At 71.6% G+C, this 15,502-nt stretch carries 12 protein-coding genes; 2 read left to right on the top strand and 10 right to left on the bottom strand.

The features are described from left to right. Nucleotides 1-57 precede the first annotated feature (57 nt). Nucleotides 58-1,665, top strand: a complete 1,608-nt coding sequence (locus tag KUM32_RS23860) for a beta-N-acetylhexosaminidase (protein ID WP_217143988.1) — start codon at nucleotides 58-60, stop codon at nucleotides 1,663-1,665. Nucleotides 1,666-1,735: 70 nt separating this feature from the next. Here KUM32_RS23860 and KUM32_RS23855 read toward each other — a convergent pair whose 3' ends face one another. The 10 genes from KUM32_RS23855 to KUM32_RS23810 form a co-directional block, all read right to left on the bottom strand. Next, the gene (locus KUM32_RS23855) at nucleotides 1,736-3,505 is read right to left on the bottom strand and encodes an IucA/IucC family siderophore biosynthesis protein (RefSeq protein ID WP_217143987.1); all 1,770 of its coding nucleotides are present in this window, start codon (nucleotides 3,503-3,505) and stop codon (nucleotides 1,736-1,738) included. Then, a complete protein-coding gene (locus KUM32_RS23850; protein ID WP_217143986.1) occupies nucleotides 3,502-4,047 on the bottom strand; it encodes a GNAT family N-acetyltransferase in 546 nt (181 codons plus the stop codon). Before KUM32_RS23850 ends, KUM32_RS23855 begins: the two co-directional genes overlap by 4 nt. Beyond that, the gene (locus KUM32_RS23845; RefSeq protein WP_217143985.1) at nucleotides 4,044-5,324 is read right to left on the bottom strand and encodes a lysine N(6)-hydroxylase/L-ornithine N(5)-oxygenase family protein; all 1,281 of its coding nucleotides are present in this window, start codon (nucleotides 5,322-5,324) and stop codon (nucleotides 4,044-4,046) included. The genes KUM32_RS23850 and KUM32_RS23845 overlap by 4 nt, the downstream gene beginning before the upstream one ends. Continuing rightward, entirely contained in the window at nucleotides 5,308-6,750 is a 1,443-nt protein-coding gene (gene desA, locus KUM32_RS23840; RefSeq protein ID WP_217143984.1) for a lysine decarboxylase DesA, read from the bottom strand. The genes KUM32_RS23845 and desA overlap by 17 nt, the downstream gene beginning before the upstream one ends. A gap of 187 nt (nucleotides 6,751-6,937) precedes the next feature. Continuing rightward, a complete protein-coding gene (locus KUM32_RS23835) occupies nucleotides 6,938-7,801 on the bottom strand; it encodes a siderophore-interacting protein (protein ID WP_217143983.1) in 864 nt (287 codons plus the stop codon). A gap of 31 nt (nucleotides 7,802-7,832) precedes the next feature. Continuing rightward, nucleotides 7,833-8,879 (bottom strand): ABC transporter substrate-binding protein, encoded by a 1,047-nt coding sequence (locus KUM32_RS23830; RefSeq protein WP_217143982.1) that lies wholly within the window; start codon nucleotides 8,877-8,879, stop codon nucleotides 7,833-7,835. 147 nt (nucleotides 8,880-9,026) lie between these two features. Further along, nucleotides 9,027-10,187, bottom strand: coding sequence for an acyl-CoA dehydrogenase family protein (locus KUM32_RS23825; RefSeq protein WP_217143981.1), 1,161 nt, complete (start codon nucleotides 10,185-10,187; stop codon nucleotides 9,027-9,029). 5 nt (nucleotides 10,188-10,192) lie between these two features. After that, nucleotides 10,193-11,164, bottom strand: coding sequence for a hydroxymethylglutaryl-CoA lyase (locus KUM32_RS23820; RefSeq protein WP_217143980.1), 972 nt, complete (start codon nucleotides 11,162-11,164; stop codon nucleotides 10,193-10,195). After that, nucleotides 11,161-13,101 carry a biotin carboxylase N-terminal domain-containing protein gene (locus KUM32_RS23815; protein WP_217143979.1) on the bottom strand — a complete coding sequence of 647 codons (1,941 nt, stop codon included), beginning with the start codon at nucleotides 13,099-13,101 and terminating at the stop codon, nucleotides 11,161-11,163. Before KUM32_RS23815 ends, KUM32_RS23820 begins: the two co-directional genes overlap by 4 nt. A gap of 13 nt (nucleotides 13,102-13,114) precedes the next feature. Beyond that, the gene (locus KUM32_RS23810; RefSeq protein ID WP_217143978.1) at nucleotides 13,115-14,731 is read right to left on the bottom strand and encodes a carboxyl transferase domain-containing protein; all 1,617 of its coding nucleotides are present in this window, start codon (nucleotides 14,729-14,731) and stop codon (nucleotides 13,115-13,117) included. A 98-nt stretch (nucleotides 14,732-14,829) separates the two neighbouring features. Here KUM32_RS23810 and KUM32_RS23805 point away from each other — a divergent pair, with 98 nt between their 5' ends. Continuing rightward, on the top strand, nucleotides 14,830-15,465 hold the full coding sequence (locus KUM32_RS23805; protein WP_217143977.1) for a TetR/AcrR family transcriptional regulator: 636 nt from the start codon (nucleotides 14,830-14,832) through the stop codon (nucleotides 15,463-15,465). Nucleotides 15,466-15,502 lie beyond the last annotated feature (37 nt).

Below are 15,502 nucleotides of genomic sequence, written 5' to 3'. Positions count from 1 at the left end.
GGAGAGTGGTCTACACCCATCTCCACCCGCATCCGCACCATCGCGAAGGGAGCGCACGTGTTACCTCATCGACGGCACCACAGAACGACTCCCCGACTGCCCCGGCTTCTGGGATCGCTGCTGCTGGTGACGGCGGCCTGCGCCATGACGGCCGGCGCCGCGCCCGCCCCGAAGACGGCCACGACATCCCTGGACCAGGTGATCCCGGCCCCCGCCGCGGTCGACCCGGGCGGCGACCCGTACCGCATCACCCGCGGCACCCACATCCGCGTCGACGACTCACGCGAGGCCCGCCGCGTCGGCGACTACCTCGCGGACGTCCTGCGGCCCTCCACCGGCTACCGACTGCCCGTCACCTCCCACGGCCAGGGCGGCATACGACTGCGCCTGGCCCCGGGCCCGTACGGCGACGAGGGCTACCGCCTCGACAGCGGCCGTTCCGGCGTCACCATCACCGCGCGCAAGGCCGCCGGGCTCTTCCACGGCGTCCAGACGCTGCGCCAGCTCCTGCCCGCCGCCGTCGAGAAGGACTCCGTGCAGCCCGGCCCCTGGCTGGTCGCGGGCGGCACCATCAAGGACACCCCGCGCTACGGCTGGCGCGGCGCCATGCTCGACGTCTCCCGGCACTTCTTCACCGTGGACGAGGTCAAGGAGTACATCGACCGGATCGCCCTCTACAAGTACAACAAGCTCCACCTGCACCTCAGCGACGACCAGGGCTGGCGCATCGCCATCGACTCCTGGCCGCGCCTGGCGACGTACGGCGGTTCCACGGAGGTCGGCGGCGGTCCCGGCGGCTACTACACCAAGGCCGACTACAAGGAGATCGTCCGCTACGCCTCCTCCCGCCACCTGGAGGTCGTGCCCGAGATCGACATGCCGGGCCACACCAACGCGGCCCTGGCCTCCTACGCCGAGCTGAACTGCGACGGTGTCGCACCCCCGCTGTACACCGGCACCAAGGTCGGCTTCAGCTCGCTGTGCGTGGACAAGGAGATCACGTACGACTTCGTGGACGACGTCGTGCGCGAGGTCGCCGCGCTCACCCCGGGCCGCTACCTCCACATCGGGGGCGACGAGGCGTACGCCACCCCGCACGAGGACTTCGCGGCGTTCATGGACCGGGTGCAGCCGGTCGTCGCGAAGTACGGCAAGACGGTCGTCGGCTGGCACCAGCTGACCAGTGCCACCCCGGCCGAGGGCGCGCTCGTCCAGTACTGGGGCCTGGACCGCACCAGTGACGCGGAGAAGGCCAGGGTCGCGAAGGCCGCGCAGAACGGGGCCGGGCTGATCCTGTCCCCGGCCGACCGGACGTACCTGGACATGAAGTACACCAAGGACACCCCGCTGGGTCTGTCCTGGGCGGGCTACGTGGAGGTGCAGCGCTCCTACGACTGGGACCCGGCCGCCTACCTGCCGGGCGCCCCCGCCTCCGCGATCCGCGGCGTCGAGGCGCCGATGTGGACGGAGACCCTCGACAAGCCCGAGCAGCTCGAGTACATGGCCTTCCCGAGGCTGCCCGGCGTCGCCGAGCTGGGCTGGTCCCCGGCGGCGACGCACGACTGGGACGGCTACAAGGTGCGGCTCGCCGCCCAGGCGCCGCGCTGGGAGGCACTGGGGATCGACTACTACCGGTCGCCGCAGGTGCCCTGGCCGGCCGGCTGACCCGCGACGCCCGACGGGCACCCCGGAGGACCGTCTCCGGGGTGCCCGCCCGTCCCTGCGGGGCCGTCGGTCAGCGGCCCGCGATCGGGTTCCTGAGGGTGCCGACCAGCTGGAGCGCGCCCGACGGGTCCGCCAGGTCCACCATCTGCCGGTTGTCGCGCAGCTGGAGCCGGTTGAGGCAGGACAGCGCGAACTCGGGCGCGAACATGTCGTACCGGGCGAACTTGTCGGCCAGCTCCGGCACCGACTCCTGGTAGGCGCGGGTGACCTCCGCGACCGTGCCCCAGAAGGTGTCCTCCGCCACGATCCCCTCGGTGGCGAGGTTGGCGGCGAGGAAGCGGAAGAAGCAGTCGAAGACGTCCGTGAAGACCGACAGGAGCTTCTTGTCGTCCGGCACGTCCACGGCGATGCGGGCGACTTCCGGCGGCAGCACCGCGTCCGGGTCCATCACCGCGATCTCCTCGGCGATGTCCTTGTAGATCGCGCGCCGCACCACCCCGTCCTCCAGCACGAGGATCACGTTCTCGCCGTGCGGCATGTAGACCAGGTCGTAGGCGTAGAAGCTGTGCAGCAGCGGGACGTAGTAGGCCCGCAGGTAGTGCCGCAGCCACTCGGCCGGCGTGAGTCCGGACCGCTCGATCAGCGCGCCCGCGAAGGAGGCGCCCTCGTCGTCGACGTGGACGAGGGAGGCCATGGTGGCCAGCGTCTCGCCGTCCCGCAGGGAGGGCACCGGGCTCTCACGCCACAGCGCCGCCAGCATCTTGCGGTACGGCGAGTAACGGTCGGTGGCCTGCTCGTACTCCAGGTGCCGGTAGCCGACGGCCGCCCGCTCCCGGATGATCGACAGGCCCGTCGACTTCAGCACCGGGTCGCCCTCGATGAGCTGGGCGAGCCAGTCGTTGATGGCCGGGGTCGCCTCCATGTACGCCGCCGACAGGCCGCGCATGAAGCCCATGTTGAGGACGGACAGGGCCGTCTTCACGTAGTGCTTCCCGGGGTGCGAGGTGTTGAAGAAGGTGCGGATGGACTGCTGGGCCAGGTACTCGTCGTCGCCCTCGCCCAGGCAGACCAGGTGCTGCCGGGCCACCTCGGCGGCGAAGGTGACGGTGAGCTTGTTCCACCACTGCCACGGGTGCACCGGGATGAACAGGTAGTCGGCCGGATCCAGGCCCCGCTCGCGCAGGACCCCGTGGAAGCGGTCGACGGTCGCCTCGCCCAGCTCGTCCCGTACGAACGACTCGTACTCGATGCCCACGCCCGCCGTGAACGCCGCCCGCGAGCGGTGCGCGGCCAGCCACACCAGGCGGACCGGGCTCGCCGTCTCGGGGGCGTACGACAGGTACTCGTGGATGCCGAAGCCGAGCCGCCCGTTGTTGGCGACGAAGCAGGGGTGGCCCTCGGTCATGCCGGTCTCGACGGCCTGGAAGTCGCCCCTGGCCAGTTCGGCGGAGGTGACCCGCGGCTTGGTGAGCTTGTAGCAGGTGCCGGAGAGGGTGGAGGAGATCTCCTCCAGGTAGACGGGCAGGATCTCGTCGCTCAGGCCCAGCGACCCCTTCAGCTCGATGAAGAAGTCCAGGGCCGCGAGCGGGAGGCCGGCGCCGTCCCGGTGGCGGGTGATCGAGGCGGCGTCCACCTGCCAGTGGTCCAGGGCGCGGACGGTGGCGGTGAAGCGGTACTCGGTCGTGCCGTCGTCGCTGCGGACGACGTACGCGTCACCGTCCCGTTCCGGCGTGATCAGCCGCTCGTGCGTGAACTCGGCCAGGGCCTTGCGGACCAGGAGGCGGTTGGCCTGCTCCCAGCGTTCGGGGGAGAGGTGGGCCACGGCGTCGGCGAGGCTCATGCGGGCACCCCCGTCGCCGCGAGGCTGTGCCTGTTGAAGAAGCGCTCCCGGGTGCAGAAACTGAGGAGCGCCTTCTTCTCCGGCTTCTGGATCTCGCGCTCGGCCACGAAGCCGACCGCCTCGTTCAGGGCGTGGACCGCCTTGTTGTCGACGTCGGGCTCGACGACCACCCGGTGGGTGGCCGGGTCCTCGAAGAGGTGCGCCATCACGGCGGTGATGACGGAGCGGGTGAACCCCCGCACCGGACGGTCCGTCGGCGGCGTCAGGAAGTGCATGCCGACGTCCCCGGGCAGCGGCTCGTACAGGCCCACCAGCTCGCGGTGGGCGGGGTCGTACTTCTCCATCAGGAAGGCGGGCTCGCCCTCCTGGAGACCGAGCAGCGCGTGGTGGTGCTCGTCGGCGGCTATCTCCATGTACGCGCGCTCGACGTCCTCCAGTCTCGCGCCCTGCATCATCCAGAAGGCGGCCTTGGGGTGGGTGACCCAGCGGTGCAGGAGCTCGGCGTCCTTCAGCGGGTCGAGGGGGCGGAACGTGAAGGTCATACGGAGAACTCCTGGAACGCGATGGTCTTCTCGACCGGGTAGTACTCGGTGCCGAGCAGCTCTCGGACGATACAGCTGTTGCGGTAGGCACCCATGCCGAGGTCGGGGCTGGTGATGCTGTGCGTGTGGACGCCGGCGTTCTGCAGGAACACGCCGCTGCCCGTGACGTCGACGGCGTAGTTGCGGGCCACGTCGAAGTTGCCCCGGGAGTCGTAGCACAGCCGGTCCCGGACGGGCTTGAGGAACTCCGGCTCGGTGTACGCGTAGCCGGTGGCCAGCACCAGACCCTGGGACTCGATCTCGAAGTCCTCGCCCTGCTCCTCCTGACGGAAGCCGAGCGTGTACGTGCCGTCCGCGTACCGGGCGCTGGTCAGGGCGGAGTTGGTGAGCAGGCGGGTGGGGACCGGGCCGCCGAGCCTCTTCTGGTAGAGCAGGTCGAAGATCTCGTTGATCAGGTCGCCGTCGATGCCCTTGAACAGGCCCTTCTGCTCGGTGGTGAGGCGGTAGCGGGTGTCCTCCGGCAGCGCGTGGTAGTAGTCCACGTACTCCGGTGAGGTCATCTCCAGCGTGAGCTTGGTGTACTCCAGCGGGAAGAAGCGCGGGGAACGCGTCACCCAGTTCAGCCGGTACCCGTGGACGTCGATCTCGCCGAGCAGGTCGTAGTAGATCTCGGCGGCGGACTGGCCGCTGCCGACCAGCGTGATCGACTCCTTCTTCACCAGCTCCGCCCGGTTCTGCACGTAGCGGGAGGTGTGGAGGAAGTCGCCGGCCAGGCCCCGGCAGGCGTCCGGGATGTGCGGCGGGGTGCCGGTGCCGAGGACGAGGCGGCGGGCGCGGTAGGTGTCACCGGCCGTGGTGGCGACGAGGTAGACCTCGTCCCGTTCGTCGTAGGTCACCTCGGTGACCGTCGTGGAGAAGCGGACGCTGCTGAGCTTGTTCGCGGCCCAGCGGCAGTAGTCGTCGTACTCGACGCGCAGCGGGTAGAAGTTCTCCCGGATGTAGAACGAGTACAGCCGGCCCTTCTCCTTCAGGTAGTTGAGGAAGGAGTACGGGGACGTCGGGTCGGCGAGCGTGACCAGGTCCGACATGAACGGGGTCTGGAGGTGGGCGCCCTCCAGGAACATGCCGGCGTGCCACTCGAAGTCCGGCTTGGACTCCAGGAAGACGCCGTTCAGCCCGGCGATGGGCTCGGTGAGGCAGGCCAGGCCGAGGTTGAAGGGGCCGAGGCCGATCCCCACGAAGTCGTACGGGGCACTGGCTTCAGGAAGCGCGGTCAAGGGACTCTCCCAGGTACTGCTCGGCGTGGCCGGCGATCAGGTCGAGGACGGCGGCGATGTCGGCCGTGGTCGTCTCGGGGTTGAGCAGGGTGAACTTGAGGTAGTGGCGTCCGCCCACCTTGGTGCCCGCGACCACGGCGTCGCCGGAGGCGAAGAGGGCCTTGCGGGCGTAGAGGTTGGCGCGGTCGGTCTCGGCGGGGTCGGTGACGGCCGCCGGTATGTAGCGGAAGACCAGGGTGGACAGGCTCGGCTCGACGACGACGTCGAAACGGGGGTCGGCGGCGAGCAGTTTCCAGCCCTCGGCCGCCAGGTCGCAGACCTCGTCGAAGAGCTCGCCGATGCCGTCGGCGCCCATCACGCGCAGCGTCATCCACAGCTTGAGGGCGTCGAAGCGGCGGGTGGTCTGGAGGGACTTGTCCACCTGGTTGGGGATACGTTCCTGCACCGTGCGGCGCGGGTTGAGGTACTCCGCGTGGTAGGTGGCGTGGCGCAGGGTGGCCGCGTCCCGGACCAGCACGGCCGAGGAACTCACCGGCTGGAAGAAGGACTTGTGGTAGTCCACGGTGACCGAGTCGGCGCGCTCGATGCCGTTGATGCGGTCGCGGTACTTCAGGGAGGCGAGCAGTCCGCAGCCGTAGGCCGCGTCCACGTGCATCCACACGCCGTACTGCTCGCACAGCCCGGCGATCTCCGGCAGGGGGTCGATGGAGCCGAAGTCGGTGGTGCCGCCGGTGGCGACGACGGCCATGGGGACCAGGCCGTCCTTCGTGCAGCGCTCCAGTTCGCGGGCGAGGGCGACGGTCTGCATGCGCTTGTCGTGGTCGACGGGGACCGACACGACGGCGTCGGGGCCGAGGCCGAGCAGTTTCGCGGACTTCTGCACGCTGAAGTGGCTGACCTCGGAGGCGAAGACGCGCAGGTCGGCGAAGTTCTCGGCCTTCGCCTCCTCGCGGGCCAGCAGCAGCGCCTGGAGGTTGGACTGGGTGCCGCCGGAGGTGAACACGCCGTCGGCCGCCGGGCCGAGTCCGATGCGGGCGCAGGTCCAGTCGATCAGTTTGCGCTCGATGAGCGTGCCGCCGGCCGACTGGTCCCAGGTGTCCAGGGAGGAGTTGACGGCGGAGAGCACCGCCTCGCCGAGCACGGCCGGGATGACGACCGGGCAGTTGAGGTGGGCGAGGTAGCGGGGGTGGTGGAAGTAGACGGCGTCGCGGAGGTAGACGTCCTCCAGCTCGTCGAGGACCGCGGCCGTGTCGTGCAGCGGCTGGTCGAGGTCGATCTCGTCGATGCGGGGGGAGAGGGCGTCGACCGCGACACCGGTGAACGGACGGTCGGTGGTGGCGAGTTTGGCGGCCACCCGCTCGACTCCTTGGATCACGGAGCGGCGGTACTGCTCCGCGGTGGTGTCGTTGAGCAGGTGCGAGCGCATGTGGGGGTCCTCCGGTGGGGACGGTCCGAGAGGGGACGGGAGAGGGCGGGGCCCTGGCTTCGACTTAGGTAAGCCTAACCTAATTGACCTTGGTCGTGCGCATGCCGGTGCGTGACCGCCGTCACGGGGCCTCGTCAGTGCGTCGGGCCGGCGGGGTGCGGCCTCGGGTGCCGGTCGGTGCCGGCCGTCAGCTCTCCTCGCGGAGCTGCTCCTCCGTCAGTCCCTGGCGCCAGTAGCCGACGAAGGTGACGCGGCGGCGGTCGACGCCGCGCTCGCCCACGAAGTGCCGGCGCAGCCCTCGGACGCGGCCGGCCTCGCCGGCGATCCAGACGTACGGGTGCTGGGCGGGCGGCAGCCGGGCGTCCTGGAGGGCGCGGAGGGCGAGGTCCGCGGGTGTTCCGGCGTCGTCCCGGACCAGCCAGGTGACCTCGGCGTCCGCCGCGGTCGCGAGGTCCTGCACGTCCTCGGCGTGCGGCACCTCCAGCCAGACCCGGGCCCGGGTGCCGGCGGGCAGCGACTCGACGATGGCCGTGGCGGCCGGTACGGCGGTCTCGTCGCCCCAGATCACCACCAGGTCGGTGTCCTCGGGCGGGCGGAAGCGGATCGCCCGGTTGTCGGCGACCGCCGGGCCGAGCAGCACGACCCGGTCACCGGGGGCGGCGTCGGCGGCCCAGCGGGAGGCGGGACCGGCCTGGACCGCGGCGCCCGGCTCGACGCCGTGCAGCACGAAGTCGATGTCGATCTCGGTGGTGGTGCCGTGGGCGTCCCGCCGCAGGGCCCGCAGCGTGTAGGAGCGCATCACCGCCCGCACGTCGTCCGGCAGTTCGCGCCACGCCTGCCACCAGCCCTCGCCCCGCTCGATCGGCACGGCCGGCTCCGGCTGCCCCGGGTGCGGCAGGAACAGCGACAGGGACTGGTCGAGTCCGTCGGAGTGGAAGGCGCGCAGGTCGGGCCCGGCGAAGGTGACCCGGGTCAGGGACGGGCCGAGCCGCCTCGTCCGTACGACCTGGAGGGAGAAGAAACGGAACGGGGCGGCCACGGCCGTCGTCATGGAGTGCTCCGGAGAGAGGGGAAGGTGACGGTCAGCCGACCTTCTTGGCGTTCTCGATCGCCTCGGCCAGGTTGTCGAGCAGCGGCGTGCACTTGTCGTAGGACAGGATCGGCTCGGGGGAGCGGGAGATGACCTGGCCGGCCTTGACCGCGGGGAGCTGCTTCCAGGTGCCCTCGGTGATGTCCGCGGGCTGGATGGTCGAGGCGCGGTCGTCCATGATGATGACGTCGGCCGGGTACTTGTCGACGTTCTCCCAGCTCAGGCTCTCGAACCAGCCGCCGGTCGCCTTCTTGGCGTCCTCGGAGGGCTCGACGAAGTTCACGCCGAGGGCCTTGAAGTACTCCAGGTCGACGGAGAGGTTGGTGCCGGAGACGTAGAAGAGCTCGGCGCTCGCGGAGCCGGCCAGCACCCTGATCTCGGGCTTGGCCTTCGCGGCGGCGCGCAGCCGGGCCGCGGCCTTCTCGAACCTCGCCTTGGCGTCGGTGACCTTCTTGGCCTTCATGTCCGCGCCGAGCGACTCGGCCAGCTCCCACATGCGCTGCAGCGGCTGGGTGAGCTGCCGGTCGAAGACGGAGATCGCGACGCTCGGCGCGAGCTTGGCGATCTTGTCCTTGGAGTCCTCCGGGACGGACCAGAGGGTGCCCGCGGTGTCGAACGTCGTCGTGACGAGCACCTCGGGCGCGAGGCTCGCGTACTTCTCGACGCTCAGCTTGCCCCACTCGTTGCCGAGCACGGTGACCTTGTCGACGTCGATGTCGCCGGCCTGGACGTCCGGCTTGCCGTCCTTGGTCGTGGTGGGCCCGAACACGCCCTTGACCTGGATGCCGTAGTCCCACAGGGCGGCGGCGACACCGGTGAAGGCGACGATGCCCGTCGGCACCTTGTCCAGCTTCACGGTGGTGCCCCGGTCGTCCTTGAAGGACCAGGGACCGGACTTGGCGGCGGCCTTGCCGTCACCGGAGCCACCGCTCTTCGCGTCGTCGTCACCGCAGGCCGCGAGCACGGCACCGAGGCCGACGGCGCCGCCTGCGGCGAGGATTCCGCGGCGGGTCGGGTGGGTAGCTGTGGCGTTGAACATGGCGTGGCTGCTTTCGAACGGTGCGGAGCATCCGCGGGACAAGTCGAAGGTAGGTTAGCCTAACCTCAGCTCGCCTGGTCCACGGGGTGTATCCGCGGGGTGGGCCGGGGCGGAGCCGGGAGCGACCCCGCCCGGACCGCCCGCGCCTCAGCTCACCAGCCCCAGCTCCCGCGCGATCAGCATCCGCTGGACCTCGCTGGTGCCCTCGCCGATCTCCAGGATCTTGGCGTCGCGCCACATCCGGGCCACGGGGTACTCGTTCATGAAGCCGTAGCCGCCGTGGATCTGCGTGGCGTCCCGGGCGTTGTCCACCGCGACCGTCGACGAGTACAGCTTCGCCAGCGCCGCCTCCTTCTTGAAGGGCTCGCCCGTCACCAGGCGCGAGGCCGCGTCGCGCCAGGCCAGGCGGGACGTGTGGGCCTTCATCTCCATGTCGGCGATCTTGAACTGGATCGCCTGGTTGGCGCCGATCGGCCGGCCGAAGGCGTGACGTTCCTTCGCGTACCTGACCGACTCGTCGACGCAGCCCTGCGCGAGCCCCGTGGCCAGTGCGGCGATGGCGATACGGCCCTCGTCGAGGATGCGCAGGAACTGCGCGTAACCGCGGCCCTCCTCGCCCAGCAGGTTCGCCGCCGGGACCCGGACGTCGGAGAAGGACAGCTCCCGGGTGTCCGACGCGTTCCAGCCGACCTTCGAGTAGGGGGCGGCCACCGTGAAGCCCGGGGTGCCCGACGGGACGATGATCGCCGAGATCAGCGGACGGCCGTCCGGCTTGCGCCCGGTGACCGCCGTGACCGTCACCAGGCCCGTGATGTCGGTGCCCGAGTTGGTGATGAAGCACTTGGTGCCGTTGATGACCCACTCGTCCGTCGTCTCGTCCAGGCGCGCCGTCGTCCGCGTCGCACCCGCGTCCGAGCCGCCGTCCGGCTCGGTCAGGCCGAAGGCGCCGAGGATCTCGCCGGAGCACAGCCGGGGCAGCCAGGTGCGCTTCTGCTCCTCGGTGCCGAACAGGTGGACCGGCATCGCGCCCAGCGAGACGCCCGCCTCCAGCGTGATGGCCACCGACGAGTCGACCCGGGCCAGCTCCTCCAGGGCGATGCCGAGCGCCAGGTAGTCGCCGCCCATGCCGCCGTACTCCTCCGGGAACGGCAGGCCGAACAGCCCCATCCGGCCCATCTCCCGGACGATCTCGTACGGGAACTCGTGCCGCTCGTAGAAGTCGCCGATCTTGGGCGCCACGACGTCGTGGGCGAACTCCTCGACCGTACGGCGCAGTTCTTCCAGTTCGGGGGAGAGCTTGTGGTCCATGGCTGTCAGTGCTCCTTGTGGGAGTCGGCGGCCGAGTCCTTGTGGGAGAGGGCTCGTACGGTGCGGGACGGGCTGGGCCGGCCCAGGTGGGCGGCCATCCAGACGCTGGTGGCGACCAGGCGGCCGAGGTCGACGCCGGTGTCGATGCCGAGGCCCCGCAGCATCCACACGAGGTCTTCGGTGGCCAGGTTGCCGGTGGCGGACTTCGCGTAGGGGCAGCCGCCCAGTCCGCCGGCGGAGGCGTCGACCGTGGTGACGCCGTGGCGGAGCGCGGTCAGGGTGTTGGACAGCGCCTGGCCGTAGGTGTCGTGGAAGTGGACGCCGAGCGTGTCCACGGGGACGCCGGCCCCGGTGAGCGCGGTGAGCAGGGCGCTGACATGGCCCGGGGTCGCCACCCCGATCGTGTCGCCCAGGCTCAGCTCGTCGCAGCCCATGTCCAGCAGGGCCCGGCAGACCTCCACCACCCGCGGGACGGGGACCGCGCCCTCCCACGGGTCGCCGAAGCACATGGAGAGATAGCCCCGGACGTGGACGCCGGCCTCCTTCGCCCGCGCCACCACCGGCTCGAACATGGCCAGGGCCTCGTCCACCGTGCGGTTGAGGTTGGCCTTGGCGAAGGACTCGGTGGCGCTGGCGAACACCGCGACGCGGCGGGCGCCGAGCGCCAGGGCCCGGTCGAGTCCGCGCTCGTTCGGCACCAGCACGGGGAGGTCGACCGGCAGGTCGGCGACGGCCGGGAACAACTGCTCCGCGTCCGCCAGCTGGGGGACCCAGGCGGGGTGCACGAAGCTCGTCGCCTCGATGGTGGTCAGACCCGTGCCGGCCAGGCGGCGGATGAACTCCGCCTTCACCCCGGCCGGGACGACCGCCTTCTCGTTCTGGAGGCCGTCGCGGGCGCCGACCTCGTGGATGCGGACGCGGGCGGGCAGGCCGTCGGCCGGTACGGCCATGGGCAGGCCCAGCTCGGGGGTGTTCACGCCGTCTCCTCCTCCGTGTCCGCCGACGGTGCGATGACCGCCAGCACCTGGTCCATGGCGACCGTCGTGCCCGGCGCGACGTCCAGCTCGGCGACGGTGCCGGCGTGCGGGGCGGAGATGACGTGCTCCATCTTCATCGCCTCCACGACCAGCAGGCTCTGCCCCGCCGTCACCTCGTCCCCGACGGCGACCTTCACCACCGTCACCGTGCCCGGCATGGGCGCGGTCAGCGAGTCGGCGCCCGCGTGGGCGGTGCGGGTGAGGGAGGCGGCGACCGGGTCGTGGTCGCGCACGTGCCAGGCGTCGCCGTCGCGGCCGAGCCAGTCGGCGGCGCGGTGGAAGGTGTGCCGGACGCCGTCGAGGGTGACGGTGACCTGGTCCTCGGTGACGGTGTGGGTGCCGCGCGGGGTGTGCTCCACCGGGTCGGTCACCCGCAGGTGGAAGGCGACCGGCTTCGGCTCGCCGCCCATGCGCCAGCCGCTCGGCACCGAGAACGGGTCCGTCCAGCCGTCCCCGCGCGGACGCAGCGCGTCCAGCCGTACGGCCGCCGCCGCCTCGTACACCGCCTCCGGCACCTCGGTGGAGACCAGGCCCTCGGCCTCCCGCTCCACCAGCCCCGTGTCCAGGTCGCCCGCCACCACCGCCGGGTGCGCGAGCAGCCGGCGCAGGAACCCGGCGTTGGTCTGCACGCCGAGGGTGACCGTCCCCGCGAGGGCCGCCCGGAGCCTGCGCAGCGCCGTCTCCCGGTCGGGGCCGTACGCGATCACCTTGGACAGCATCGGGTCGTAGAGGCTGCCGACCTCGGTGCCCTCGCTGAGCCCCGAGTCGGTGCGGACGCCGTCGCCCTCGGGCTCGCGCAGCCGCAGCACCGTGCCGCCGGACGGGAGGAAGCCGCGCGACGGGTCCTCGGCGCACAGGCGGGCCTCGACGGCGTGCCCGGTCAGCCGCACGTCCTCCTGCGCGAACCCGAGCCGCTCGCCCGCCGCCACCCGCAGCTGCCACTCCACCAGGTCCAGGCCCGTGACCAGCTCGGTCACCGGGTGCTCGACCTGGAGGCGGGTGTTCATCTCCATGAAGTAGTACGAGGAGGGGTCGCCGCCCGGGACGATGAACTCCACCGTGCCCGCGCCCCGGTAGCCGCAGGAGCGGGCCGCCTGCACGGCCGCCTCGCCCATCGCGGCGCGGGTCGCCTCGTCGAGGAGGACGCTCGGCGCCTCCTCGACGATCTTCTGGTGCCGGCGCTGGAGCGAGCACTCGCGCTCGCCCAGGTGCACCACGCCCCCGTGGCCGTCGGCCAGGACCTGGATCTCGATGTGCCGGGGCCGGTCGATCCACCGCTCCACGAGCAGCGTGTCGTCGCCGAAGGAGGCGCGGGCCTCGCGGCGGGCGGCGGCGATCTCGTCGGCGAGCGCGGCGGTGTCCCGCACCAGCCGCATGCCCTTGCCGCCACCGCCGGCCGACGGCTTGAGCAGCACCGGCATCCCGATGCCGCGCGCGGCGTCGCGGAGCTGTCCGTCCGTCAGGCCGCTGCCGCTGGAGCCGGGCACCACCGGCACCCCGGCCGCCCGCACCGTCTCCTTGGCGCGGATCTTGTCGCCCATCAGGGCGATGGCGTCGGCGGGCGGCCCGACGAAGACCAGGCCCGCCTCCTCGCAGGCCCGTGCGAAACCGGCGTTCTCGGCGAGGAATCCGTACCCCGGGTGGACGGCCTGCGCGCCGGTCCGGGCCGCCGCCTCCAGCAGCCGCTCGGCGGACAGGTAGCTCTCCGCCGCCGGCGCCGGACCGATCCGCACCGCCTCGTCGGCCTCCCGCACGTGCCTCGCGTCCGCGTCGGCGTCCGAGAAGACCGCCACCGAGCGCACGCCCATCGCGCGCAGTGTCCGGATGACGCGCACCGCGATCTCACCGCGGTTGGCCACCAGTACCGTGTCGAACATCAGGTCCCCCTCCTCACATCCGGAAGACGCCGAACTGGGGGTCGCCCAGTGGCGCGTTGGCACACGCGGTCAGGGCCAGCCCCAGCACCTGCCGGGTGTCCGCGGGCTCGATGACCCCGTCGTCCCACAGGCGGGCGGTCGCGTAGTAGGCGTTGCCCTGGCGCTCGTACTGGGCGCGGATCGGCGCCTTGAAGGTCTCCTCCTCCTCGGCGGGCCACTCCTCGCCGCGCGCCTCCAGCTGGTCCCGCTTGACCGTGGCCAGCACGGACGCGGCCTGCTCGCCGCCCATGACGGAGATCTTGGCGCCCGGCCACATCCACAGGAACCGGGGTGAGTACGCCCGCCCGCACATCGAGTAGTTCCCGGCGCCGTACGACCCGCCGACGACGACCGTCAGCTTCGGCACGCGCGTGCACGCCACCGCCGTCACCATCTTGGCGCCGTGCTTGGCGATGCCACCGGCCTCGTAGTCCCTGCCGACCATGAAGCCGGAGATGTTCTGGAGGAACACCAGCGGGATGCCGCGCTGGTCGCACAGCTCGATGAAGTGGGCGCCCTTCTGGGCCGACTCGGAGAACAGGATGCCGTTGTTGGCGACGATGCCGACCGGGTGGCCGTGGATCCGGGCGAAGCCGGTGACGAGGGTCTGCCCGAACTCGGACTTGAACTCGGCGAACCGGGAGCCGTCCACCACGCGCGCGATGATCTCGCGCACGTCGTAGGGGGTGCGGGGGTCGACGGGCACCGCCCCGTACAGCCCGTACGGGTCGACCTTGGGCTCGGCGGCGGGCTCGACCCGCCACGGCAGGGCTCCCCGTGCGGGGAGCGTCGAGACGATGTTCCGCACGATGCGCAGGGCGTGCGCGTCGTCCTCGGCGAGGTGGTCGGTCACGCCGGACACCCGCGCGTGGACCTCGCCGCCGCCCAGTTCCTCCGCCGTGACCACCTCGCCGGTGGCCGCCTTCACCAGGGGCGGGCCGCCCAGGAAGATCGTGCCCTGGCCGCGGACGATCACCGCCTCGTCGCTCATCGCCGGGACGTACGCCCCGCCCGCCGTGCAGGACCCGAGGACGGCGGCGATCTGGGGGACGCCGGCGCCCGACATCCGGGCCTGGTTGTAGAAGATCCGCCCGAAGTGCTCGCGGTCGGGGAACACCTCGTCCTGCATCGGCAGGAACGCGCCCCCGGAGTCCACGAGATACAGGCACGGCAGCCGGTTCTCCAGCGCCACCTCCTGCGCCCGCAGGTGCTTCTTCACGGTCATCGGGTAGTACGTACCGCCCTTGACCGTGGCGTCGTTGGCGACGATCACGCACTCCCGGCCGCTGACCCGGCCGATCCCGGCGATGACGCCGGCGGCCGGGGCCTGTCCGTCGTACAGCCCGTCGGCCGCGAGCGGCGCCAGCTCCAGGAACGGCGAGCCCGGATCCAGGAGCGTGTCGACGCGGTCGCGCGGCAGCAGCTTGCCGCGCGCGGTGTGCCGCGCCCGCGCCCGCTCGCCGCCGCCGAGCCGGGCCGCCGCGAGCTTGGCGCGCAGCTCCTCCACGAGGACGCGGTGCGCCTCCTCGTTGGCCCGAAAGGCCTCCGACGCGGGGTCGGCCGCGCTCGTCAGCTCCGGTGCCTCGTGCATCCTGCGGTCCCCTCACCCAGTGATCAACCAGTTAATGAGCGTTAACGCATGTCCTCCCAGGTTAACGACCGCTAACCTCCCTGTCTAGAATTGTTCCCATGGCCACCAGAACCGACGCCCCCACCCGCCGCGAACAGATCCTCAAGGAGGCCGCCCGGCTCTTCGCCGAGCGCGGTTTCCACGGCGTCGGCGTCGACGAGATAGGCGCCGCGGTCGGCATCAGCGGCCCCGGTCTCTACCGGCACTTCGCCGGCAAGGACGCGATGCTCGCCGAGCTGCTGGTCGGGATCAGCGGTCAGCTGCTGACCGGCGCCAAGCGGCGGCTGGCGGAGGCCGGGAGGGTGGCCGGCTCCACGACGGGTCCCGAGACCGGGTCCGGGGCGGGTCCCGAGGCGGTCCTCGACTCGCTCATCGAGGGTCACATCGACTTCGCGCTCGACGACCGCCCGCTCATCACCCTGCACGACCGCGAGCTGGACCGCCTCCGGGACAGCGACCGCAAGCTGGTGCGCCAGTTGCAGCGGCAGTACGTCGAGCTGTGGGTCGGTGTGCTCCGCGAGGTCTACCCGGCGGTGGCCGAGCCGAGCGCCCGCTCGGCGGTGCACTCGGTCTTCGGCCTCCTGAACTCCACCCCGCACCTGGGCCGCCCCGGCTCCCTGCCGGGCCGCGGGGCGACGGCTGCGCTGCTGCACCGGATGGCGCGGGGGGCGTTCGCGGCGGTGGCGGAGGGATGAGGGACCGCGCCCCCGCGCCGGCCCCGGAGTGACGAGC

Source organism: Streptomyces sp. AC627_RSS907 (assembly GCF_019049165.1).
Note: the sequence above shows the minus strand (reverse complement) of the source record. Positions and strands in the feature narration are given on the sequence as shown.

Bases quoted from the DNA above. Each gene is read 5' to 3' on its own strand.
- KUM32_RS23825 (WP_217143981.1), bottom strand. From the start codon at position 10,187: ATGGACCACAAGCTCTCCCCCGAACTGGAAGAACTGCGCCGTACGGTC.
- KUM32_RS23850 (WP_217143986.1), bottom strand. From the start codon at position 4,047: ATGACCTTCACGTTCCGCCCCCTCGACCCGCTGAAGGACGCCGAGCTC.
- KUM32_RS23815 (WP_217143979.1), bottom strand. From the start codon at position 13,101: ATGTTCGACACGGTACTGGTGGCCAACCGCGGTGAGATCGCGGTGCGC.
- desA (WP_217143984.1), bottom strand. From the start codon at position 6,750: ATGCGCTCGCACCTGCTCAACGACACCACCGCGGAGCAGTACCGCCGC.
- KUM32_RS23830 (WP_217143982.1), bottom strand. From the start codon at position 8,879: ATGTTCAACGCCACAGCTACCCACCCGACCCGCCGCGGAATCCTCGCC.
- KUM32_RS23805 (WP_217143977.1), top strand. From the start codon at position 14,830: ATGGCCACCAGAACCGACGCCCCCACCCGCCGCGAACAGATCCTCAAG.
- KUM32_RS23855 (WP_217143987.1), bottom strand. From the start codon at position 3,505: ATGAGCCTCGCCGACGCCGTGGCCCACCTCTCCCCCGAACGCTGGGAG.
- KUM32_RS23835 (WP_217143983.1), bottom strand. From the start codon at position 7,801: ATGACGACGGCCGTGGCCGCCCCGTTCCGTTTCTTCTCCCTCCAGGTC.
- KUM32_RS23810 (WP_217143978.1), bottom strand. From the start codon at position 14,731: ATGCACGAGGCACCGGAGCTGACGAGCGCGGCCGACCCCGCGTCGGAG.